We start from the raw sequence: 23,168 nt of genomic DNA, 5'->3' as shown, positions 1-23,168 counted from the left end.
AATTTCGGGTGCGTTTGTCACTTTTCCCTGCGCGGCAATTGGGCTCTTCTTGAAAATTGGGCCGACAAAGTCCTGTCATCCTCCTTGAGAGTCCCTAGGCTAAGGGATATGGCCATCCTTCACAGAGCAACGCTGCGCCCGACCAAACTGGAGCTCCTCGCCGACTGGCTGCCCGCCCAGCCCTGGTGGAGAAACAACAGCGTCACCGATCTGCAGAAGGTCGCCTCGTTTCGGTTCGACGACCCGGACGGCGAGGTCGGCGTGGAAACCCTCCTTGTCACCACCGGCCGGGAGGTGGTGCAGGTTCCCCTGACCTACCGCTCGTCACCCCTCTCCGGAGCGGAGATCGGTTTCGTCGGCGCCATGGACCATTCGGTCCTGGGGCAGCGGTGGATCTACGACGCCTGCGTCGACCCCGTCTACAGTGCGGTGGTTTTGGCGGCGCTGCTCGGCGGCCCCGCCCAGGCTGATGAGTTCGTCGACGTCGACGGCCGCCTTGAGCCGTCCGTCCAGTCGGCGAGCACCACCGTGCTCCGCGGTCTCCCCGTGCCGGATCCCGCGCCCGGTGACGGCCTGGCAGGGATGGAGACTCCTGTTACCGGACGGGACCTCGACCTCGTCCTGTTCCGGGTGCCCGACCTCTCCGGGCGTATCCGGGGACCGCTCGCGCTGGTGGGCACCTGGCCCGGCCAGGAACCGCCCGTGCAGTTCCTCGCCGGCACTCTCCGCACGGCCTGATATCCCAGCGATGGCCCCCGTCCGTGTCCCCGGCGGTGTGAAGGACGTCAGCTCAGGGCGTCGCAGAGAGCGTCCGCGGTCTCCAAGGTGGTGGTCCTGAACCCGCAGTACGCGCTGAGCTCCTCATCGACAACCACGGCATCGGCGTCGGAAACCAGACGGAGGGGCTCCGCCGTGCCGCAGGCGCCGCGGCGGGCGGAATGAATTTTCCTCAACTCCCGAGCCGGGAAAAGAACGGGAAATGCGCGCCGTTACGGGTGGGACTGGGCCTAATTGCTATATCGACATGCCTTCTGTACTTTTGGACGCACAGCGGTCTTCCGGGTGAAACTCAGACGATTCCCAGTTCTCTTTGAGTCCTGATGCATCAAGACCAGCGGCCACTCTTCCAATCGGTGTCCACGGGCATTGCAGCGCCCGTATTCGGGCGCCGAATGGAGGGTGCCGCAAGCTGGCACCGCGGGGACGGCCCGCGGGGCATTTCCGGGCTTCAGGAGAATAAACAGTGATGACTTCAAGGAAATGGGCCGCAGCGGGTTCCGCGGCGGCCGTCTTAGCCGGAGGGCTTTTCCTCGGCACGCCGGCAGCCACGGCCGCGCCGGGGGACGCCGGATGCCTGACGGCCGCGGGCGCGTTCAACTCGGCGCTGGCCGGGGCGGGAATCACCGCGGCGTCCGTGACGCGGCTCGAAACGGCCGCCGCCGCCATCACGCAGGCCGAAGGGGCCTACTCCGCGCTCGTCGAGGTCGCCGCCGCGGAAACCGGCCCGGCTCTCGAGGCCGGTTACCTGGAGTTCGACGCCGCCGCACTGGCGCTTGAGGACGCCGAGCTGAAGCTGGCAGCGGCCGTGAAGTCCGGGGACCCGCTGGCGATCGAAGCCGCCACGGCGGCCCTTGCCCCGGCCCAGACACGCTTCGACCAGGCGGAAAGCGCCCTGCCCGGCCTCGAGGCGGCCTTTGACGCCTCAATCGATACGCCGGAGATCGCAGCGGCCGAATTGGTTCTGGACCAGGCGTTCGCCGAGTTCGAAATGGCCCTCGCCGGGATCGAGATCGACGAGGCCACCATGACGAACCTCCTTGCGCTGTTCAAGGTATTCCTCGCCGCCTGCGAGGGGCAGACCGGGCTGCCGCCCGTCGTGGTTCCCCAGCCCGTCCTTGCTCCGGCGGCCCCGCCCGTCGTTGCGCCGGCTCCCGGAAAGACCAACGTGGGGCTGAACATCCAGACCGCTGCGGTCTCGACCTCCGAGGACAATGCGGGCACTGCCCTGCTGGCGGGCCTGCTCGCCGCGGGCATCGCCGTGCCGGCCGCGGCCGCCCTGCGGATCCGCAGCCTCAAGCGCGGCAGCTAGCCCCAGCGCCGTTCCGGTGCCCGCGGCGGCACCGGGACGGCGTTTGCGCTGCGGCTTCGCCGGTGCCGGCGTCTCAGCGGCTCCGATGCTCCTTGATCGCCGCCTCGGCCGCGTCGATCAGCTGCCGGGCCGAGCGGTCCCAGGTGTAGGTGGCGGCCTGGGCCAGGCCGTCCGCGGACGCCCGGGCCCACCGCCCGGGGGAGCCCAAAGCGCGGACGGCGTCGGTGAGGGCCGCCGGGTCGTCCGGGTCGACCAGGAGGGCAGCCCCGCCGCCCACCTCCCGGAAGATCGGGATGTCGCTGGCGATGACCGGGGTTCCCGCCGCCATCCCCTCGATCACCGGCAGCCCGTAGCCCTCGGCCTTTGACAGCGTGATCAGCGCCGTCGCGGTGGCCAGGAGCCGGTTGTACTCCTCGTCGCTGACGCCATTGTGGAAAACGACAGTGGCGCCGGCCGGGATCAGGGCCTCAAGCTCGGCCTGGCGTTCGCTCGAGATCCTGCTGAGCAGGTGCAGGGTGTACTCCCCGAGTCCGGCCATTCCCGCCAGGAGCGTTTCGACGTTCTTGTAGGGCATGAACGAGCCCATGTAGAGGAGGGATTTCTCCGGTTCGACCGCTGGGTCGCGGACGACGTCGGCCTCCTGCGGGGCGTTGCCGACAATGTGAACGGGCCGCCGGGTCAGAGCGTGCTCACGGATCAGGGAGGCGGTGGTCTCGGAGATGGTCGCCACGACGTCTGCGCGGTTCAGCAGCAGCCGCTGCGGCCAGTAGGCCAGGTGGTAGAGGCGCCACAGTGCCCGCACCGGCAGCGGAAGAAAGGGCGGGGGCGCGGGATTGGTGTAGTAGATCAGATCGTGGAGGGTCAGGATCAACGGGTACTTCCGGCCCCAGGTCCCCATGGTCTGCAGGGGGCTGACGACGACGTCGGGGCGCAGGCGGTTCACGGTCCGCGCCACCAGGAGCTCGGCGGGGGAGAGTGGGCTGTTGACCAGGACGTACGGCACGTCGGGAAGCAGCGCCAGCTGCCGCGGATCGCTGATGAGCATCGTGACCTCGGCCAGCTTGGAGACGGCACCGATCAGGCTTGCCCCATAGCGGCTGATTCCATCGTGGTGGTCGGTCCGCGTGAAGCGCGCATCGATGAGGATTTTCACTGCCGGCCCTCCTTCAGGAAGGCCGTGATCAGGGCCGCGGCCTCGAGCGGCTTTTCGTAGTGCACGAGGTGTCCGGTACCCGCAAGGACCTCCAGCCGCGCCCCGGGGATCATCGCCGCGAGGCGGCGCTGTCCTTCGAGGGACCCCAGGTCGTCGAGTTCGGCGGCGATCAGCAGGACCGGGCCCGTCAGATCGGTGGCGCTGTCCCGGACCGTGGCACCGATCGAGGCCCGGAAGGCCTCGAGGACCACCCTGCGCTCCGCGAACGCACTGAAGTAGCGGGCGTGCTGGTCATGGATGTACGCGCGCAGCGCCCGGTCCCGGGTCTTGGCCATGAAGATGCTCATGACGCGCACGATCAGGGGGTTGGTCAGGAGTGCCATGCCGGTCCGTTCGGGCAGGCGGGCGCCGGCGGCGTAATACAGTTCCGCGGCCCGGGACGCCAGGCGGCTCGATCCCTCGAGGGCGGGTTCGCAGATGGGGTTGACCAGGATCAGGGCGGCGGTGCGGCCCGGGTTGTCCGCGGCGAACCGAGCCGCGATGACCGAGCCGAAGGAGTGCCCCAGCAGGACTGTTGAGGGCCCGAGTCCCAGCACCTCGAGGCTGTGGCGGACAAACCGGGCATAGGCGGTAACGTCGTGGCGGCCGGCCAGCGCCTCCGACGCACCGAAGCCGGGAAGGTCGGGCACGATCACGCGGTAGCCGGGCAGCCCCTCGACGATCCGCAGCAGCCCGTGGTGATCGCCCCGGAAGCCGTGGACCAGAAACATCACCGGTGCCGCCGCATCCTGGCGGGCGGCAGGCCGGCCGGCGTGCCCGAGCGGTGCGAAGTCCCAGTACCGCTGCAGCCTCCCCTCCCAGGGAACGGTCCGTACCTGTGCGGTCCGCGGCGCGGCAGCCGGCGCGGCCGGTTCGGCTGCGGCGGGCCCGGTCCCGGCATCAGGGCCGCGGCGCCTCACGAGTTCACCCGGTCGGGGTGGGAGCCGAACCGGTGGCCCCGCTCCAGCCCGTCGAGGGCCGCGCGGTGGTCCGGGGCGAGGGTGAAATCGAAGAGGTCGAGGTTGCCCTGGATCCGCTCGGCGCTGCTCGCCTTGGGGATGACGAGGTTCCCGCCGTCGAGGTGCCAGCGCAGGATCACCTGGGCCGGAGTGCGGCCCAGGTCCGCAGCGATACCGGTGATGACCGGGTCGGTCAGCACGTGGCCCCGTCCGAGGGGACTCCACGCCTGGGTGGCGATGCCATATTCGACGTGGAAGGCTCGGAGCTCGTGCTGCTGCAGGTAGGGGTGCACCTCGATCTGGTTCAGTGCGGGCACCACCCCGGTTTCGCCGAAGAGCCGCTCGAGGTGGGGCCGCTGGAAGTTCGACACCCCAATGGCCCTCACCCGGCCGTCCCGGTAGAGCTGCTCGAGGGCCCGGTAGGTCTCGACGTACAGTCCGCGCTCGGGCATGGGCCAGTGGATGAGGTAGAGGTCGAGATACTCAAGGCCGAGGAGTTCGAGGGAGGAGTCGAAGGCCCGGAGCGTCGAGTCATAGCCCTGGTCCCGGTTGAAGACCTTCGTGGTGACGAAGATGTCGCTGCGCTCCAGTCCGCCGGCCAGCGCCCGGCGCACCGCCTCGCCCACTCCCGCCTCGTTGCCGTACATGGTGGCGGTGTCGAGGGTGCGGTAGCCGGCCTCGAGCGCCAGCGTGCAGAGGTCGGCGGTGTCGGCGGGAGGCACCTTGTAGACGCCGTACCCCACGGCATCGATTTCCACGCCGTTGTTCAGGGGAACTTTGGGGGCTCGTTGCATGGAACGACTCTACCGATCTGCGCGGGACGTGCCGGCCAGCCGCGCTGGAGCACCGGGCTGCTCGTCGGCCGCGAGCTGCACCAGCCGGCGGGCGGAGGCCTCATCCAGGATCAGGTCCGTTGCAAGGCCCGCGGCCAGTGCCCCCCGCAGTCCATTGATCTTCGTCTCCCCGGACACCACGCAGATCCGACGCCGGACCTCCCGGAGGCGGTCGAGGTCGGGGCCGGTGCTGCGCTGATTGAGCAGGATGTCCCGGTGGCTGCCGTCCTCCCGAAAGAACATCGTGGCCACATCCCCGACCACCTCGTCCTCGGCGAGCTGCGCGAGATCCTCGTCGTCGAGGTATCCGCCGCTGTACACGTGGCTGGGGATGCCGGCGTCGATCGAGCCCACGCCGAAGACCGCCACCGTCATCCGGTGCTGGAGGTCGAGGATGCGCCGCACACTGCGCTCGTTCCACATGGCCCGCTTGGTTTCGGCGTGGTCGAAGAAGGCGGGCACAGGGAACTGCTCAACGCGCGCGCCGTAGGCCTGGCCGAAGCGCCGCAGGATCTCACTGGCGTAGGTGATGCCGGTCGTCTGGGTGTTTCCGGCCCCGTTGAGCTGCACGATCGTGCTGTCGTGGATGTCCTTGCGGGTCAGGTGGTGGCTGACGGCGCTCAGGGTGGAACCCCAGGCGACGCCGATGATCGCGTTGGAGTCCATCAGCGGGCTGATCGTGCGCGCCGCCTGGATGGCCACGCGCTCGAGTGACTCGGAGTCGCTCACGCTGTCAGCGACCGGCACCACGTGCGCCTCCACGCCGAAGCGGCGGCGGATCTGCTGTTCAAGGACGGGTGCGCGTTCGGCGGGGTTGTTGACCGAGATCTGCACCAGGCCGGTCTGGCGCGCCAGGGACAGCAGCCGGGACACCGTGGAGCGGGACGTCCGCAGCTCCCGGGCGATGGCGTTCATCGTCAGGTCCTGCAGGTAGTACATCTGGGCCGCGCGGAGGGCGTCCCCGGACCGGGGGCCGGCGCCCTCCCCGTCGATCGGGATCCGGCGGGGGCGGGGGAGTTCACGGGGTTCCACGTGTCCATTCTCACCCCGTTCGTGCACGTTTGTGCAATCTGGTTGACTGCTATTCTCAAACTTCAAAGAATGGGTCGGGCAGTCCCCCATCAGCAGCAATCTTTACGGTTACGGAGTAGTGCCTTAATGAACACCGTCGACAGCAACAGTGCCACCGGCAATGTCAGCGAACCGCGGAGCGAGGTGAAAAAGCTTCAGGAGCGCCCCCGTGCCTCGGTACTCATCATCGGCGGAGGGATCAACGGCGTCGGCACCTTCCGCGACCTTGCGCTGCAGGGCGTCGACGTCGCCCTCGTCGAGCGCGGCGATTACTCCCAGGGCGCCTCGGGCGCCTCTTCCCATATGATCCACGGCGGCATCCGGTACCTCGAGAACGGGGAGTTCCGGCTGGTGCGCGAATCCGTCGTCGAACGCAACCGCCTCCTGCGGGTCGCGCCCCACTATGTGAAGCCCCTCCAGACGACCATCCCCATCTTCAGCACCTTCTCCGGCATCCTTGCGGCCCCCATGCGCTTCCTCACGCACAAGCAGGGAAAGCCCACCGAACGCGGCGCCTTCCTGATCAAGGTCGGGCTGAGCCTCTACGACTCCTTCTCCCGCGACGGCGGCTCGGTGCCCCGGCACAAGTTCGTCGGCCGGAAGAAGTCGCTGGCCCTCATGCCGGACCTGCGCCCCGACGTGAAGTACACCGCCACCTACTTTGACGCATCCGTTCACAACCCCGAGCGGCTCACCCTCGACGTCCTGCGCGACGGCCAGCTGGCCAATCCGGAGGCACGCGCCGTGAACCACGTCAACGCCATCGGCGCCTCCGACGACGGCGTGGTGCTGCGCGATGAACTCACCGGCACCTCCTTCACCTTCGAGGCCGACGTCGTTATCAACGCCACCGGGGCGTGGGTCGACGGCACCAACGCGGCCCTCGGCGCCGAAAGCTCCTTTATGGGAGGCACCAAGGGCTCGCACATCGTCATCGACTCCAAAGCGCTCCTCGAGGCCACCAACGGCCGCGAAATCTTCTTCGAGCACACCGACGGACGCATCGTGCTGATCTACCCCATGGGCGACCGCGTGCTGGTCGGAACCACCGACGTCGACGCAGACATGAGCGTGCCCGCCGTCACCACCGACGAGGAGATCGACTACTTCTTCGACCTGGTCCACCATGTCTTCCCGACGATCAAGGTCGGCCGGGAGGACATCGTGTACAGCTTCTCCGGCGTCCGGCCGCTGCCGCGCCACGATGACACCTCGCCCGGCTTCGTCTCCCGCGACTACCGCATCGAGAAGCGCGAGGAACAGCGCGGCGGCCGCAAGGTGACCACGCTGAGCCTCGTGGGCGGCAAGTGGACGACGTTTCGGGCGCTCTCGGAGCACCTGGCCAACGACACCCTCGCCGTCCTCGGGCTTGCCCGGAAGACGTCGACGGCCAACCTCGCCATCGGCGGAGGCAAGGGCTTCCCGGCCGGTGAAAAGGCGGAAAAGCAGTGGATTGCCGCCGCGGTCCGGCCCGGCTACGACGAGGAGCGCGTCGGGGTTCTGCTCACGCGCTACGGTGCGCGTGCCACCGACGTGCTCGAGTTCCTTGCGCAGGGAGAAGATTCCGTGTTCAGTTCCACTAAGGAACTAAGTTCTCGGGAGGTGGAGTACATGGTGCGCAACGAGCAGGTCGGTCATTTGATCGACATCCTGATCCGCCGCACCTCGCTTGCTTTCCGCGGTCTGGTGACCGCCGAACTCCTCGCCGAACTGGCCGCGGTGCTCGCACCGCTGCTGGGCTGGGACAAGGAGGCCGCGGCAGCCGAGATCCGCCACGCCGAGGCGGTCCTCGCCGACGCGCACCGGGTCGAGGTTCGAAGCTTGATCGCCTAGCGGAAGGTCCGCGGGGGGATCGGCCCCGCCGCCCTGGGCGGTGGGGCCATCCAACGGCAGGTGTTGCCGGGGGAAGGGGGCCGCTCAGGCGGCGGCACCTGCACACAAGTAAATACACACAAGGAGTCAAAGATGTCTCTTGAAGTATTTGTTGCCGAAACGTTCGGCACCATGATGTTGTTGCTGCTCGGTTGTGGTGTCGTAGCCAACGTTGCCCTTGCAAAGACAAAGGGTAACAACGGCGGCTTCCTGATGGTCACCTTCGGGTGGGGGCTCGCTGTCTTCGCCGGCGTCTACGTCGCGGCCCTGTCCGGGGCCCACCTGAACTTCGCCGTCACCGTGGGCCTGTGGGTGAACGGCGACGTCGAGTCCTTCGCCTCGGGCGTGGACAAGAACTTCGGCAACGCGCTGGGGTACCTCGCCGCCCAGATGATCGGATCCATCCTCGGTGCAATCGTCTGCTGGCTGGCGTACAAGCAGCACTTCGATGACGAGCCGGAACCCGCCAACAAGCTGGGTGTCTTCTCCACCGGTCCCGCCATCCGCTCCTACGGCTGGAACCTCGTCACCGAGATCATCGGCACGTTCGTCCTCGTTTTCGTGATCATCGCCTTCGGTTCGACGCCGACGGGGCTTGGCCCCCTGGCTGTCGCCCTCCTCGTCGTGGGCATCGGTGCCTCCCTCGGCGGACCCACCGGGTACGCCATCAACCCGAACCGCGACCTCGGCCCCCGCATCGCCCACGCCATCCTCCCCATCAAGGGGAAGGGCGGCTCCGACTGGGGCTACGCCTGGGTGCCGGTGGTCGGCCCCATCATCGGCGGCATCCTCGCCGGCCTGATCGTCCAGCTGGTCGAGTTCCCCGCGCTCCCGGCGTAGGGTCGACGTCCGCCCGCCCGGTGCCGTCCGCACCGGGCACAATCCGACATCATCTCAACAAAGGAGTAGGAAATGTCGCAGTACGTTATCGCTATCGACCAAGGCACGACATCGAGCCGGGCCATCGTGTTCGACCACAAGGGGGACATCGTCTCCTCGGGTCAGAAGGAGCACGAGCAGATCTTCCCCAAGGCGGGGTGGGTCGAACACGATCCCGCCGAGATCTGGGACAACACCCGTGAGGTCATCGGCAGTGCCCTGTCCAAGGCGAACCTGACCCGCCACGATATCGCCGCGGTCGGCATTACCAACCAGCGCGAGACCGCCGTGGTGTGGGACAAGACCACAGGCAAGGCGGTCTACAACGCCATCGTGTGGCAGGACACCCGCACCCAGAACATCGTCGATGAGCTGGCGGCCAACGGCGGCGTGGAGCGCTATAAGGACAAGGTCGGGCTGCCCCTGGCCACCTACTTCTCCGGCACCAAGATCAAGTGGATCCTCGACAATGTCGACGGTGCCCGCGAGAAGGCGGAGGCCGGGGACCTCCTGTTCGGCAACACCGACTCCTGGGTCACCTGGAACCTCACCGGCGGCACGGACGGCGGCGTGCACATCACCGACGTCACCAACGCCTCGCGGACCCTGTTCATGGACCTCGAGACGCTCTCCTGGGACGAATCGATCCTCGCGGACTTCGGCGTTCCGCTGTCAATGATGCCCGCCATCAAGTCCTCCTCGGAGGTCTACGGAAAGGTCCACGGTTCCCAGCTGCTGCGCGAGGTTCCGGTGGCCGGCATCCTCGGTGACCAGCAGGCGGCGACCTTCGGCCAGGCCGCTTTCGCCAAGGGCGGTGCCAAGAACACCTACGGCACCGGCAACTTCATGATCGTGAACACCGGCGAGGAGATCGTCCACTCGAAGAACGGCCTGCTCACCACGGTCTGCTACCGCCTCGGGGACGCCAAGCCGGTCTACGCGCTCGAAGGTTCGATCGCCGTCACCGGGTCGCTCATCCAGTGGCTCCGCGACAACCTCGGCCTCATCAAGAGTTCTCCCGAGGTGGAGCAGCTCGCGACGACGGTTGATGACAACGGCGGCGTGTATATCGTCCCGGCGTTCTCCGGCCTCTTCGCCCCGTACTGGCGTGCGGACGCCCGCGGCGCGATCGTCGGGCTGACCCGCTTCGTGAACAAGGGACACATCGCCCGTGCGGCGCTGGAGGCCACGGCCTTCCAGACCCGCGAGGTGCTGGACGCGGCCAACGCCGACTCCGGGGTGGACATGGAGGATCTTCGGGTCGACGGCGGCATGGTGGCCAATGACGCCCTGATGCAGTTCCAGGCGGACATCCTCGGCATCCCGGTGATCCGGCCGAAGGTCACGGAGACCACCGCGCTCGGTGCCGCCTACGCGGCGGGCCTCGCCGTCGGCTTCTGGAAGGACACCGACGAGCTCGCCACCAACTGGTCCGAGGACAAGCGCTGGAACCCCTCAATGGACGACGCCGAGCGCGAGCGCCAGCTGCGCCTCTGGAAGAAGGCCGTCACGAAGACCTTCGACTGGGTCGACGAGGACGTTTCCTAGCGCCGGATCCCCTCGGCAGCACAGGCGCCCGTCCACCAGCGGTACCGGTGGGCGGGCGCTTCTGTGCTCCTGCAGCGAAATCGCCGGGGAAGCCGGGAGTTCTGCGCTAAGGTTGTTCCATGTCAACTCGGCGACTTCTTCCCTAGCCGCACGCGATCAGCGTGCGGCGGCCCCTCCCTGGACGAGGGGCTTTTGTGTGTCCGGGCCGGAATTCGACGCGGCCGGCACGCGGGAACGAATGACGATGAGGCAATCGCGAAGAATGACAGGACAGGGTTCAAGACAGTGAGCACACCTTCCGAGGCGGGACAGCCCGACGAGAACACCTACGACTTCGCCGCCATGGAGGCCCGATGGCCGGCGGTGTGGGATGAGCTGGAATTGTTCAAGCCGCTCGACGACGGCTCACGCGAGCGCCGGTACGTGCTCGACATGTTCCCCTACCCCTCGGGTGACCTTCACATGGGCCACGCCGAGGCCTTCGCCATGGGCGACGTCGCCGCCCGCTGGTCGCGGCTGCAGGGCTATGACGTGCTGCACCCGATCGGGTGGGACTCCTTCGGGCTCCCGGCGGAGAACGCGGCCATCAAGCGCAACGCGCACCCGGCCGAGTGGACCTACGCGAACATCGATACGCAGGCCCACTCCTTCAAGCGCTACGCGATCAGCGCCGACTGGTCCCGCCGGATCCACACCTCCGATCCCGAGTACTACCGCTGGACGCAGTGGTTGTTCACCCGGTTCTTCAACAAGGGCCTCGCTTACCGGAAGAATTCGCCGGTCAACTGGTGCCCCAAGGACCAGACGGTGCTCTCCAACGAGCAGGTCATCAATGGGGCCTGCGACCGCTGCGGGACGATGGTCACCAAGAAGGACCTGAACCAGTGGTACTTCAAGATCACCGACTACGCCGACCGCCTGCTGCGGGATATGGACCAGCTGAAGGGCCACTGGCCCGAGCGCGTGCTGGCGATGCAGCGCAACTGGATCGGCCGTTCCGAGGGCGCCACCGTGCGCTTCACCATCGAGGCAGCCGATGACCGGCCGGCCCACGACGTCCCGGTGTTCACCACCCGCCCCGACACCCTTTACGGGGCGACCTTCTTCGTCGTCGCCGCCGACACTCAGCTGGCCCTCGACCTGGTCACCGCCGAGCACCGGCCGGCCCTCGAGGAGTACCGGGAGCAGGTCAAGAAGCTCTCCGAGATCGAGCGCCAGTCCACGGAACGCGAGAAGACCGGCGTGTTCACCGGCCGGTACGCCGTCAACCCGCTCAACGGGGAAAAGCTGCCCGTCTGGGCCGCCGACTACGTGCTGGCCGACTACGGCACCGGCGCGATCATGGCCGTTCCCGCCCATGACCAGCGCGACCTGGACTTCGCCCGGGCGTTCGGCCTGCCGGTCCGCACCGTCGTCGACACAGGCGCTGAGGACCCGGCGGTCACCGGCACCGCGACCGCCGGCGAGGGCGTCCTGGTCAACTCCGGCGAGCTGACCGGGCTGGACAAGTCCGCCGCCATCGCCCGCGCCGTCGGGCTGCTCGCAGCGCAGGGCACCGGCGAGGAAACGGTCAACTTCCGGCTGCGCGACTGGCTGCTCTCGCGCCAGCGGTACTGGGGAACCCCAATCCCCATCATCCACTGCGCCACCTGCGGCGAGGTTCCGGTGCCTGACGAGCAGCTGCCGGTCACCCTGCCCGAGGGCCTTCACGGCTCCCAGCTGAAACCGCGGGGCGTCTCGCCGCTGGCCGCCGTCGAGGACTGGGTCAACGTGGCCTGCCCGTCCTGCGGCGGGCCCGCCAAGCGGGACACCGACACCATGGACACCTTCGTGGACTCCTCCTGGTACTTCCTGCGGTTCATCACCCCGGACCTGGAGACGGCTCCGTTCGACACCGACGCCGTCAACCGGTGGATGCCGGTCGGCCAGTACGTCGGAGGCGTCGAGCACGCCATCCTGCATCTCCTCTACAGCCGGTTCTTCACCAAGGTGCTCTTCGACCTGGGCCTGGTGGACTTCACCGAGCCGTTTTCCTCCCTGCTGAACCAGGGGCAGGTGCTCAACGGCGGCAAGGCCATGAGCAAGTCCCTGGGCAACGGGGTGGACCTCGGGGAGCAGCTCGATAAGTACGGGGTGGACGCCGTGCGCCTCACCATGATTTTCGCCTCCCCGCCGGAGGACGACGTCGACTGGGCCGACGTGTCGCCGTCGGGCTCGGCCAAGTTCCTGGCCCGCGCCTGGCGCCTGGGCGCCGACGTCACCAGCGCCGCGGGCGTCGACTTCGCTGCGGGCGACAGGGGCCTGCGCTCGGCCACCCACCGCACGCTGGCGGACGTGCCCGAGCTCATGGGCGCCAGCAAGTTCAATGTCGTCATCGCCCGGCTGATGGAGCTGGTCAACGCCACCCGCAAGGCCATCGACTCCGGCCCGGGCGGCAGCGACCCGGCCGTCCGTGAGGCGGCCGAGACCGTTGCGGTGCTGCTGGGCATGTTCGCCCCGTACACCGCCGAGGATCTGTGGGAGCGGCTGGGCCACAACCCCGGGGTGGCCACCGCCGCCCTGCCGGCCGTCGAGCAGGACCTGCTGGCGCAGGAGTCCGTCGTCGCCGTCGTGCAGGTCCAGGGCAAGGTCCGCGACCGGCTCACCGTGTCACCCGACATCACCGAGGACGAGCTGCGGAGCCTGGCCCTTGCCAGCGAGCAGGTTTCCCGGATCCTCGACGGCAGGGGCATCCGCACGGTCATTGTGCGGGCGCCCAAGCTGGTCAACATCGTGCCCAGCTGAGCATGGCAAGCGACGGACTCCCGGCCGCAGTCGTGACCGACTCGGCGGCCGGGTTCCCGCCGGGCTGGCTCGACGGGCCGGGGCGCGCAGGGGGAGTCACGGTGGTTCCCCTGCCGGTGCTGATCGCCGGCCAGATCTACAGCGACGGCGGGGACTCCCTGGTTGAGCCCCTGACCATCGCGCTGGCGCAGGGCTCGGAGGTGCGTACGTCCCGCCCGTCGCCGGGTCAGTTCGAGCGTGCCTATCGGGCCCTGGAGGCCGAAGGCCATTCGGGGATCATCTCCATCCACCTCTCCGGGGCCCTGTCCGGGACGGTCGACGCAGCACGGCTGGCGGCTTCCTCGGTCGGCATTCCCGTCGAGGTGATCGACAGCCGCACCGCCGGGATGCCGCTGGGCTACGCCGCCGTGGCCGCGCTGCAGTCCCTGCGGCGGGGGGCGAGCCTTGAGCGCAGCGCCGCCGCCGCGGCCATCGTCTGCCGCACCTCGGAGCTCTATTTCTACGTGCCGAGCCTTGACCAGCTGCGCCGCGGCGGGAGGATCAGCGCCGCGGCGAGCTGGCTGGGCAACGTCCTCTCGGTCAAGGCGCTGCTGAAGATCCAGGACGGGCGGGTGGTCCCCGTGGAGAAGGTGCGCACGGCCGACCGGGCCCTCGACCGGCTCCTCGAGATCGTCCAGGGTGCCGCTGCCGCCCGGTCAGGCGGCAGCGAGATCACGGTTCATCACTTCGGGAACGACGACGAGGCCGCCGGGTTCGCCGCCCGGCTCGAGTCAGGCCTTCCCGGCACCCCTGTCTCCCTGGCCCGCTGCCCGGCGGTCCTGGCGGCGCATGCGGGCCTCGGCGTGATGGCCGTGGCTGTCGTTCCCCGCCCGTTGTCCGCCTAACGCCAGGGCGGCGCCCTTTCGCCTGTGGTTCCTGCCAGCCAGCCCGGAGGGACAGCCCCGTGGTGACGGGCGGGACCTTGGGTTGGCCCATCGGCCGCCACACCATCGGGCGGTGAGCGCCGGGGTCACCGCGGAGGCGGGCGGTGGCTCGACTCTCCGGCCCCGTCGTAGAGCGCAGCCGGATCCTGCCCGCCCTGGTCAAGACGGAAGGGAGGGTACTCGTCGCGCATGAGGGCCGTGTAGGTGATGGTCCGGTAGGTCCAGCGGTTGATGCCGAGAATGAACTCAAACAGGGGCCGGTGGTACCGGCCGGTGAACAGCAGGATGAGCACCGCGACGAGGACAAGCAGTCCCAGCAGGGACGGCCCCGCACCGGTTTCATAGGTGACCCCCAGGTCTTCGGTCTCAATCCAACGGGTCGTGTTCGAACCCGTGAAGGCAGCCACGATCAGCAGGTGCGGTATGGCCAGGAGCCACCACTTGACCAGCACCAGGCCGCGTGAGAGCCGTGCCGGGTACTCGACGTCGTAGTCGGCTGGATAGTCCGTCTTGGCCAGGGTGAAGGGTGGATATCTGTCCGTTCCCGCAGCCGCATATGCGTAGAACGCCACGCGCCAGTTCCAGCGCACCACCCCCACGTTGAAGTAGAAGAGCGGCCGCGGGTAGCGGCCGGTGAACAGGATGGAAAAGCCGGCGACGATCGTGATGATTCCGAACGCGAACCAAAGGAAGAACAGCAGGATGAAGTGCGGGATGGCCAGGAACCACTTGATCAGCCACTTCCATCGGGAAAGGACCGGGTCCAGCTGTCCTACGAGCCTGGCAGGGTAATACCGGGATCCAGCGACGACGTCGGGAGCCTCGACGGGCCGGGCAGGTGCCGCACCGGCTACTGCCGCCCGATCCACTGCCGCCCGGGCGGGCCCCGGCCCGGGCAGGGCCGCCCCTTGTCCTGTCGCCCCTTGTCCTGTCGCCCCTTGTCCTGTCGCCCCTTGTCCTGTCGCCCCTTGTCCTGTCGCCCCTTGTCCTGCTGATCCAGGTGCCGCTGATGTCCCTGCCGGTCCGGCCACCCCGCCGGGCGCGACCGGAGGGGCGGCGTCCCGTCCCAGCCCCATGGCTCCGAGGATCAGCAGCGGAATGCCGACGAGGAGCAGCACGGAGCCTGCGATGAGCAGCCCTCCGGCGAGAGGGCCGAAAAGTTCGGACCGGAAGCCTGCCTGCAGATCCGCCGCCACACCAGCACTGGCATCGGCGTTCATCACGACAACCGTCCAGGACCCCGGCTGGATGTTCCAGTCGATCTCCTGCTGGCCGGGCCCCGAGCCGGCAGCAACCCAGAAATCCTGCTCCGCCGGCGGTTCCGGCTGGGCCGCTCCCTCCACCTCCCTGTACTCGACACGGAAGGGCCGGTTTTCCACCTCCAGCACCTGGGAATAGTTGGAACCGGCAAGGTAACGCTCCACCTCCTCCCGGGGAGCAATACCGACGAAAATTTCATGTCCCGGGTTGGCCGACTGCGCCAGCACCCTGATGCTGCCCACGTCAAAGGGCAGTGAGCCGGGCAGGTCCTCGTTCCGGAGCTCCTCGACCTCCCCGGCGGTGATGGCGCGCGAATCGACGGAGAAACGCTCCTGAGGAGAGCTGAGGTACCCGCCGTCGTTCTGCGCGGCACTCACCAGCGACGAGCCGATGCCGCCAGCGAGCAGGCCCAGTCCGGTCATCGCCAAGAGAATGCCCGCAACGAGCAGGATGATGGAACGGGTTTTCATCGACTTCCTCCTTGCCCCACGGATTCCCTGATGTCCGATACGGCCCACGGGTCCACACCGCCCGGGAGAGTGGCCGCAGCGCGTTCGCCCCTGATCCGTTGGAAGCGGGAGTTTCCCTCGTCCGGGATGCCCGGGCCCGACGGCCACGTGATGGATTCGGACGTGGACACCGGTGCCCGATGGGCGGGTGACCAGCAAGCGCCATGCGCGCCCGGGGCTGGTCCTGGCGTCGCGGCCCCTCTCGGGGCGCCCCCTTCAACCTGACGTACTTTCAGCGTCCGCTCCCGGACCGGCTCCTGCTAGGGCCGAAAGTCACGGTCGGGGCCCGAACCTTCGCTTGGATGATTCCCGGACGCCCTCCGTGTCGTTGCCTACCTCCAGATGGCCGGATGCGCCGCACGGCAATCCACGATTCGGTGACGTGCGTCCAGAGGGTGGAGCCGACGGCCGCGGACAGCAATCCATCCCGCCCGTTATCCACATAGCGCCAGCGCGGGGCCGCCCCACTCGGGGCTCGTGCCTACCGTGGCCTATGCCACGACACCGCTGGGCCACCACCGCTGCCACTTTCCCTCTGCGACCTGCCGCGGGCGGGGGCGGTGGCTCAGCCGGCGCCTTTCCGCCGGGCCGCGCGGGTCGCGCCGCCGCTACCAATGCCGGCGGCACCGCAGAGCCGGGACCGGCGGCCGGCACCGTGAGCGAGGCGTCGAGCGGCACGTCCGCTTCAACCGCCGACAGTTCCGACGATTCGTCAGATACCGTCGTCGCCGTGACCGGCGAGGCTGCCGGAACGTCATCCGGCCCGGGTGGCCCGCCGCGCCGTGGCAGTCCGGATGACCTAGCCGAGGTCGGGGCCGAGGTGGCGCCTCCGCGGACCCGCCGGTGGGCTGCGGCTCGCGGGGCCTCCCTGGTGTTCCTGGCTCTGGCGCTGACCCTGGGCGCTGGACTGTTTTTCGTCCGCAGCGAGGCTGCGCCGCCGGTTGCGACCATCCCGCTCTCGTCCGAGGAGCAACGGTCAGGCTCCGGGGAGGAGACGGAGCGGGGTAGGGTGCGGAGCACGGAGGCAGCGTCCGGTTCCACACAGGGACCAGCGCCGCCAAGCCCGCCGTCAGCCGACGGGGTTGCGCCAGGAACCGCCGGATCCGAAGGTCATTTTGCCGACGGCAGCGGGGTGACGCCCCGCGAAGGGGATGACCCGGCAGACGAGACGGGTGGCGTCTTTGTGCATTTGACCGGCGCGGTGGTCTCGCCCGGGGTGCGGGAGGTTCCGCAGGGCTATCGGTTGTACCAAGTGCTCGAGTTGGCCGGGGGTGCCACTCCGGAGGCGGACCTCGCCGCAGTGAACCTGGCCGCCGTCGTGGTGGACGGGGGCCAGGTCCACGTGCCGCGGAAGGGCGAAGCGGCTCCGCCGGGGCCACCGGCGGTCTCCGGCGGGCCGGTGACCGGCGGCCGGATGCCGGGAGGCGGAACGGGGCCCGGGGGCGCCGGCGCCGGGATGCCTGAGGGCATGGTCAACCTCAACACCGCCGATGCCCCCGCCCTGGAGATGCTGCCCCGCGTGGGCCCGGTCCTCGCGGAGCGGATCATCGCGTGGCGGACCGAACACGGGCCGTTCGCAAGGGCCGAGGATCTCGACGCCGTCCCGGGGATCGGGCCCGCCCTGCTCGAGGCGATGCTGCCCCTCGTGGTGGTGCGGTGACCTGGCGTGCACTACCGCGGGCCTTCCTCGGCATCGACGCATCGACCCAGGCCGTTCCGCCGCGGGAACCTGACCTCCCGACCGACTTCCGCCTGGCCCCGGCCGCCGCCGCGGCATGGACGGCCGCGGCGCTGGCGACCCGGCTGCCGGCGGAGGAAGCCTCAGCCTGGGGTGCCGTGGTCGCGTATGCGGGCCTGACCGCCGGTCTGCTTTGCTTTGCATATCGCGGGCGGGTCGCTGCGGCACTGCTGGTCCCGCTTCTCCTGCCGCTGGCCGCGGGGTGCCTGGTCATGCTCGCGGCCAGCGGAAGCCTTGCAAGGTTCACTGCGGGTCCTGTGGACGAGGCGGCCCGCGAGAAGGCCTTCGTCACCGTCATCCTCCGCCCGTCCAGCGATGCCGCTCCTGTTCGGGCCGACTACGGGGAAGCTCGCTATATCCTGCGCGCCATAGTGGCCGCGGGCTCCCGCTCCGGGCGATCCTTCACTGCGGCGTCGCCCGTGGTGGTATTCGGGGACGGGCATTGGGAGCGGATCGGCAGGGGCGACACGGTGCGCTCCCTGGGGAGGCTGCGCTCTCCTGACCGGCCCGGCAGGGAGGTGGCGGTGTTCCTTCCGGCCGCTCCACCCGTGGTGGAACCTGCACGGGGAGCGGAGAACTTCACTCGGGACCTCCGCCGCGAATTCAGCAGCCGGGCTCTCGCCCGTGAAGCGCAAGACGGCGGGCTGCTTCCCGGAATGGCCATCGGAGACCGCTCGGTGCTCGATGATCGGCTTGAGGAGGCGATGAAGGCCACCGGTCTGACCCACCTCACCGCGGTGTCCGGCACAAACTGTTCGTACGTGCTGGCCTTTGCCTTTTTGGCTGCCCGCGCGGCGAGGTTGCCCCGGCCGGCCGCCGCAGGTGCCGCGCTCCTCGCGCTGGGTGCCTTTGTCTTCCTCGTCCGCCCCGAACCGAGTGTGCTGCGCGCCGCGGTCATGGGAGCCATCGGGATCTTCGCTGTCTTGACCGGCAGGGGGAGGATGTCCCTGCCGCTGCTGTTCCTGACAGTGATCGTGCTCCTGGCCGCGGACCCGTGGCTGCACTCCTCCTATGCCTTCCTGCTGTCCGTGTCGGCCACAGCGGGGCTGATCCTCATCGGGCCGCTCCTCTCCTCGCGCTTCGCAGCGGTCCTCCCGGTCTGGGCCGCCAGGCTGCTCGCTGTGCCGGTGGCGGCCCAACTGGCCTGCACGCCGCTGCTGGTGATGCTGCAGCCCTCCCTGTCCGTCTATGCGGTGCCCGCCAATGTCGCCGCGGCGCCGGTCGTGCCGTTCGTGACGATCGCCGGGATGCTCGCTGTTGCCGCCATCGCCGTCTGGCCGCCCGCCGCGGAACCGCTTCTGGCGCTCGGGCAGCTGGGGTCCGGCTGGGTGGCCACCGTTGCCCGGGTGGGCAGCGGTGTGCCCTTCGCGCAGGTGCCCTGGCTGCCGGGGGCGCCCGGCGCCGCCCTCGCTGCCGCACTGTCCCTGCTGGTCGTGCTCGCCGTCGCCGCCGCCGTGCGCCCGCAGCGTGCAGCCGGACCACGCCGGGCGGTGGTCCGGTTCGGAGCCGCGGCTCTGTGCCTGGTGATCGGCTGCGCCCTGGGGGCCGCCGGAGTGATCCTGCTCCAGCCCCGGTCGGGTGTCCCGGCGGGCTGGGTGGTGGCCGCTTGCGACGTCGGGCAGGGCGACGCGTTCGTGGTCAATACCGGGCCCGGGCGCGCCCTTGTCATCGACGCGGGTCCCGATCCCGGTGCAGTGGATGAATGCCTTGCGGATCTGGCGGTCACGGTGGTGGACCTGCTGGTGGTCACCCACCTCCACGAGGACCACTACGCGGGGGCGGCCGGGGTGTTCGAGGGACGGCAGGTGGGGGAACTGCGCTACTCATCGGGTGAACCGTCACTGCCCCGTGAGCTCAGTGTCCTCGCCCGGGCCGCAGGGCTCGAACCGGTGCGCATCGCCGCCGGAGACTTCGGCCGGGCCGGGGGAGTGCAGTGGGAAGCGCTGTGGCCGCCCGGGCCGCGCACCGGTCCGGCCGATTCGGGTCCGTCGGCCGGGGCTTGGTATGGCAACGAGAACGACGCCAGTGCCGTGCTCCTCGTCGAGATTCCTGGTCCCGTGCGGCCGGCTACCGTGCTGTTTACCGGCGACATTGAGCAGGAGGCCTCGCGGCGGCTGCTCTCCGGGTATCCGGAGCTGGCCCGGGCCGGGGTGGACGTCCTCAAGGTTCCGCACCACGGCGCCCGGAACGGCGGCACGGCGATCATCAAGGCGCTGCGCCCCGGTGTTGCCCTCATCTCATCGGGGGAGGGCAATGACTACGGCCACCCGCATCCGCAGGTGGTGGCCGACCTGCGCCGGCAGTCCGTCTACGCGGCGCGCACCGACCGGCTCGGCACCTTCACCATTGCCCTCGGCACTGCAGGCCTGGAGGTGAGGACCCTGACCGACTGAGTAATCGACCGGGCTTCGAAGAGTCGAATTGAATGGGCAACCCTGTGCCACGCCCGCTGAGAACGGCAGGGTCACGACGGCAATCGCCCTTACTTCCGGGGAGGATGGCGCCTCTCAGCTCATGTGGATGATGAGCCCGGACAAGCTGCATCTCGTCTGGCTTCACTAGTTCCCGCTCGCAGGAGGGCCTTGACCCCGGTCGAGCGGCGTCTGCAGGCTTTGCACTTCGCCTGCCGGATCCTACTGTGGAATGGCCCACTGCCCGCCCGGCCATTCCACCGCTAGGATCCCCATGTCGTCGCCCACGTCCCGACCCTCCCTCATGCGCTCACGCTCGAACGCTGAGTCGCACCGGGTGTCATTCGTCGAGTTGTTCTTCGACCTCGTCTTCGTCTTTGCCATCACACAGATCTCCCACGGGCTCATCGAACATCCGGACGGCGGAACTTTCACCCGGACCCTCGTGCTGACGATGGCCATGTGGTGGGTGTGGGTGTACACGACGTGGTCGATGAACTGGTTGAGTCCGGAGCGGTCGCTGATCCGGGTGGTGCTCATCGCCGCGATGCTGATCGTCCTGCTGATGTCCAGCGCCATACCGGAGGCCTTCGACGAAGGTCGGGGGCTGATCTTCGCACTGGGCTATACAAGTCTCCAACTCGGTCGCGCAGTATTGATGGTAACCGCGCTACGTCACCATGATGCAGCGCTGAGCCTGAGCTACATCCGGACGTCGACCTGGTTCGCGATGTCGGCCGTGCTTTGGATCCTCGGCGGCCTCGCTCCATCCGAGGATCGCCTGTACTTCTGGGCCGCGGCAATCGCGATCGACCTGGTGGCACCCCTCTTCCGCTACTGGCTGCCGGTCTTGGGATCGACAGCGCCGTCCGTATGGACCGTCTCCGGGGAGTACATGGCCGAACGCACGGGCCTATTCATCATCGTGGTTCTGGGGGAAACGATCATCGTCACGGGCACGGCATTCGGCGAGCTCGAGGGCAATCCGACGCAGGTGAGCGCCTTCCTCTCGGCTTTCGCAAGTACTGTTCTGATGTGGCTGCTGTACTTCGCCCACGACGAGAGCCGGGGCCGGCGCTTCATCAACGCCTCCCAGAACTCGGCCATGGTCGCCCGATCGGCGTACACCTGGGCTCCCGTGGTCCTCGTCCTCGGGCTCGTGCTTACCGCAGTTGCAGATGAACTCGTCCTGCTTCACCCAAGCGACAACATCGGGACTGAGGATCAGTACATTCCGACGAACCTGCTGATTTTGACGGCATCATCCGTCTATCTGCTCGGCAACCTCCTGTTCAAACGAGCCATCGGCCGGCCGTGGCTGGTATCCCATATCGCCGGGATCCTCGCGCTCGCAGGCCTCGTCGCCGCCTCGAATGCTCTTTCGCCGCTGGCCATGAACTGGACGAGCAACGCCGTGCTGCTGGCAGTCATCGTGTGGGACTACCGCACCCGGTCCCTCGACGACAGCACCAGTGAGGACAACGGAGAGAACTCTGCAACCATCGACTAGCCGCGCTGCGGCGGGTGGGCCTGTGGGTAGCTTTGCCGGAGGTCGGCGGCATGGCACAGTGGGTCGGTAAGCAGTTCGAGCAGGAATGAAGGTATCGTGGCCACCAAGTCAAGCAGCAGCCGCCCCTCGGGGAAATCCCAAACGGTGTCCTGGCGGGAGGCACGCCCGGCGCCCGTCGTCCTGCTCAGCGGACCGGAGGACTACCTGGCCTCAAAGGCCTCCGAGCTGATCCGCACCCAGGTGCGTACCGCCCAGCCCGGTGCGGAACTCGTCACCCTCGATGCCGCCGCCTATGGTGCCGGCAGTCTCGGCCTGCAGTCCAGCCCGTCGCTGTTCGGGGACTGGAAGATCATTGAGGTCGCCGGGCTCGCTTCAATGAACGATGACTTCCTTCAGGATGCCCTCGCCTACCTCGCGGATCCGGCGCCGGACGTGGTGCTGGTGCTGCGGCACAGCGGCGGTAACCGCGGCAAGAAGCTCCTTGACGCCATTGCCGCGAGCGGCGGAGTCAGCGTCGACTGCCAACCGCTGAAGAAGGACGCAGACAAGGCCGACTTCGTCTCCGCCGAGTTCCGGCTCGCCCGGCGCCGGATCGACGGGGACGCCGTCCGTGCCCTGGTCGCCGCCGTCGGATCGCAGCTTTCCGAACTCGCCGCGGCGTGTCAGCAGCTGATTGCCGACACCGTCGGGGACGTCACGTCGGAAGCGGTGGAGAAGTATTACGGAGGCCGGGTCGAGGCGACCGGCTTTAAGGTCGCCGACGCCGCCCTCGCCGGGCGGACGGCGCAGGCCCTGTCGATGCTGCGCCATGCCCTGGCGACGGGGGCCGATCCGGTCCCGCTGGTGGCGGCCCTCGCCATGAAGGTCCGTGCCGTCGCAAAGGTCCACGGGGCGTCGGGCTCCTCCGCCCAGCTGGCGCGATCGCTGGGCATGGCTCCGTGGCAGGTCGACCAGGCACGCCGGGAAGCCCAGCGGTTCTCCTCCGAGTCCCTCGCACGGTGCGTGCGCGCCCTCGCCGACGCCGATGCCCAGGTCAAGGGCGGGTCGCGGGATCCGGTGTATGCGGTGGAACGCGCCGTCACCATCATCGCCCTCGGGGACCGCTGAGCGCCGGAGGCAGCCCGGCGCAGTCCGTCCGGCCGGACCCCGGCTTCCTTGGCGGCCGCTGTGCCGGGCCGTCATTGGGCGGGCCGTGAATGAGCAGGACCCTAAATGGGCCGGACTCTAAGCGGGCAGGTCCGTTAAAGACCTGTGGCCGGTCCCGAGGGACCGGCCACAAGCGTAAAAACCATGGGAACGCTTAGAGCGCGTTGACCTTCTTGGAGATGGCCGACTTGCGGTTCGCTGCGTTGTTCTTGTGCAGCACACCCTTGCTGACAGCCTTGTCGAGCTTGCGGCTGGCAGTCTGCAGCGCGGCCGCGGCGGCGTCCTTATCAGAGGAATCCAGGGCGGTGGTTACCGCGCGGATCGCCGTCTTGAGCTCGGACTTCACCGAGTTGTTGCGCTGCCTCGCCTTTTCGCTGGTGAGGATGCGCTTCTTCTGGGACTTGATATTTGCCACGTATGAGAACTTTCTTTGTATTGCGGACT

General features: G+C 68.5%; 18 protein-coding genes. 11 read left to right on the top strand and 7 right to left on the bottom strand.

Features of this window, described 5'->3' with window-relative positions; translation table 11 throughout:
• The first annotated feature begins 108 nt into the window (after positions 1-108).
• Positions 109-738 carry a hypothetical protein gene (locus I6N91_RS02575; RefSeq protein WP_198810353.1) on the top strand — a complete coding sequence of 210 codons (630 nt, stop codon included), beginning with the start codon at positions 109-111 and terminating at the stop codon, positions 736-738.
• Positions 739-785: 47 nt separating this feature from the next.
• Here the strand turns inward: I6N91_RS02575 and I6N91_RS02570 are convergent, their stop codons facing one another.
• Positions 786-953: a hypothetical protein gene (locus tag I6N91_RS02570; RefSeq protein ID WP_198810352.1), complete on the bottom strand. Its 168-nt coding sequence runs from the start codon at positions 951-953 to the stop codon at positions 786-788.
• 293 nt (positions 954-1,246) lie between these two features.
• Between I6N91_RS02570 and I6N91_RS02565 the strand changes: the two genes are divergently transcribed.
• A complete protein-coding gene (locus I6N91_RS02565; RefSeq protein ID WP_198810351.1) occupies positions 1,247-2,089 on the top strand; it encodes a hypothetical protein in 843 nt (280 codons plus the stop codon).
• Positions 2,090-2,162: 73 nt separating this feature from the next.
• Here the strand turns inward: I6N91_RS02565 and I6N91_RS02560 are convergent, their stop codons facing one another.
• From I6N91_RS02560 to I6N91_RS02545, 4 genes are read right to left on the bottom strand one after another with little or no spacing between them, the layout of a single operon-like run.
• A complete protein-coding gene (locus tag I6N91_RS02560; RefSeq protein WP_198810350.1) occupies positions 2,163-3,242 on the bottom strand; it encodes a glycosyltransferase family 1 protein in 1,080 nt (359 codons plus the stop codon).
• Complete coding sequence (locus I6N91_RS02555) at positions 3,239-4,201, bottom strand: alpha/beta hydrolase (RefSeq protein ID WP_307843209.1); 963 nt, start codon at positions 4,199-4,201, stop codon at positions 3,239-3,241. The genes I6N91_RS02560 and I6N91_RS02555 overlap by 4 nt, the downstream gene beginning before the upstream one ends.
• Positions 4,198-5,034 (bottom strand): aldo/keto reductase, encoded by an 837-nt coding sequence (locus I6N91_RS02550; protein ID WP_198810349.1) that lies wholly within the window; start codon positions 5,032-5,034, stop codon positions 4,198-4,200. Before I6N91_RS02550 ends, I6N91_RS02555 begins: the two co-directional genes overlap by 4 nt.
• A gap of 9 nt (positions 5,035-5,043) precedes the next feature.
• Positions 5,044-6,012: a sugar-binding transcriptional regulator gene (locus I6N91_RS02545; RefSeq protein WP_198810660.1), complete on the bottom strand. Its 969-nt coding sequence runs from the start codon at positions 6,010-6,012 to the stop codon at positions 5,044-5,046.
• 219 nt (positions 6,013-6,231) lie between these two features.
• Between I6N91_RS02545 and I6N91_RS02540 the strand changes: the two genes are divergently transcribed.
• From I6N91_RS02540 to I6N91_RS02520, 5 genes are all read left to right on the top strand, one after another.
• A complete protein-coding gene (locus tag I6N91_RS02540) occupies positions 6,232-7,977 on the top strand; it encodes a glycerol-3-phosphate dehydrogenase/oxidase (protein WP_198810348.1) in 1,746 nt (581 codons plus the stop codon).
• Positions 7,978-8,109: 132 nt separating this feature from the next.
• Positions 8,110-8,856: an MIP/aquaporin family protein gene (locus I6N91_RS02535; protein ID WP_198810347.1), complete on the top strand. Its 747-nt coding sequence runs from the start codon at positions 8,110-8,112 to the stop codon at positions 8,854-8,856.
• 72 nt (positions 8,857-8,928) lie between these two features.
• The gene (gene glpK, locus I6N91_RS02530; RefSeq protein ID WP_198810346.1) at positions 8,929-10,443 is read left to right on the top strand and encodes a glycerol kinase GlpK; all 1,515 of its coding nucleotides are present in this window, start codon (positions 8,929-8,931) and stop codon (positions 10,441-10,443) included.
• Between the two features lie 285 nt (positions 10,444-10,728).
• Positions 10,729-13,227 (top strand): leucine--tRNA ligase, encoded by a 2,499-nt coding sequence (gene leuS, locus I6N91_RS02525; RefSeq protein WP_307843208.1) that lies wholly within the window; start codon positions 10,729-10,731, stop codon positions 13,225-13,227.
• A 2-nt stretch (positions 13,228-13,229) separates the two neighbouring features.
• Positions 13,230-14,111 carry a DegV family protein gene (locus I6N91_RS02520; protein ID WP_198810345.1) on the top strand — a complete coding sequence of 294 codons (882 nt, stop codon included), beginning with the start codon at positions 13,230-13,232 and terminating at the stop codon, positions 14,109-14,111.
• 125 nt (positions 14,112-14,236) lie between these two features.
• Here the strand turns inward: I6N91_RS02520 and I6N91_RS02515 are convergent, their stop codons facing one another.
• Entirely contained in the window at positions 14,237-15,880 is a 1,644-nt protein-coding gene (locus I6N91_RS02515; RefSeq protein ID WP_198810344.1) for a DUF4389 domain-containing protein, read from the bottom strand.
• A 1,171-nt stretch (positions 15,881-17,051) separates the two neighbouring features.
• Here I6N91_RS02515 and I6N91_RS02510 point away from each other — a divergent pair.
• The 4 genes from I6N91_RS02510 to holA all read left to right on the top strand — a co-directional run bounded on the left by I6N91_RS02510 (position 17,052) and on the right by holA (position 22,685).
• Positions 17,052-17,579 carry a helix-hairpin-helix domain-containing protein gene (locus tag I6N91_RS02510; protein ID WP_307843207.1) on the top strand — a complete coding sequence of 176 codons (528 nt, stop codon included), beginning with the start codon at positions 17,052-17,054 and terminating at the stop codon, positions 17,577-17,579.
• Positions 17,576-20,050 (top strand): ComEC/Rec2 family competence protein, encoded by a 2,475-nt coding sequence (locus tag I6N91_RS02505; RefSeq protein ID WP_198810343.1) that lies wholly within the window; start codon positions 17,576-17,578, stop codon positions 20,048-20,050. The genes I6N91_RS02510 and I6N91_RS02505 overlap by 4 nt, the downstream gene beginning before the upstream one ends.
• A gap of 292 nt (positions 20,051-20,342) precedes the next feature.
• Positions 20,343-21,578, top strand: a complete 1,236-nt coding sequence (locus tag I6N91_RS02500; RefSeq protein WP_198810342.1) for a low temperature requirement protein A — start codon at positions 20,343-20,345, stop codon at positions 21,576-21,578.
• 96 nt (positions 21,579-21,674) lie between these two features.
• Positions 21,675-22,685: a DNA polymerase III subunit delta gene (gene holA / locus I6N91_RS02495; protein WP_374058900.1), complete on the top strand. Its 1,011-nt coding sequence runs from the start codon at positions 21,675-21,677 to the stop codon at positions 22,683-22,685.
• A gap of 193 nt (positions 22,686-22,878) precedes the next feature.
• Here the strand turns inward: holA and rpsT are convergent, their stop codons facing one another.
• Positions 22,879-23,139 (bottom strand): 30S ribosomal protein S20, encoded by a 261-nt coding sequence (gene rpsT / locus I6N91_RS02490; protein ID WP_120165482.1) that lies wholly within the window; start codon positions 23,137-23,139, stop codon positions 22,879-22,881.
• Positions 23,140-23,168 lie beyond the last annotated feature (29 nt).

Source organism: Arthrobacter sp. MSA 4-2 (assembly GCF_016405885.1).
GTDB lineage: Bacteria > Actinomycetota > Actinomycetes > Actinomycetales > Micrococcaceae > Arthrobacter_D.
This window is presented reverse-complemented; position numbering and strand designations above follow the sequence as displayed.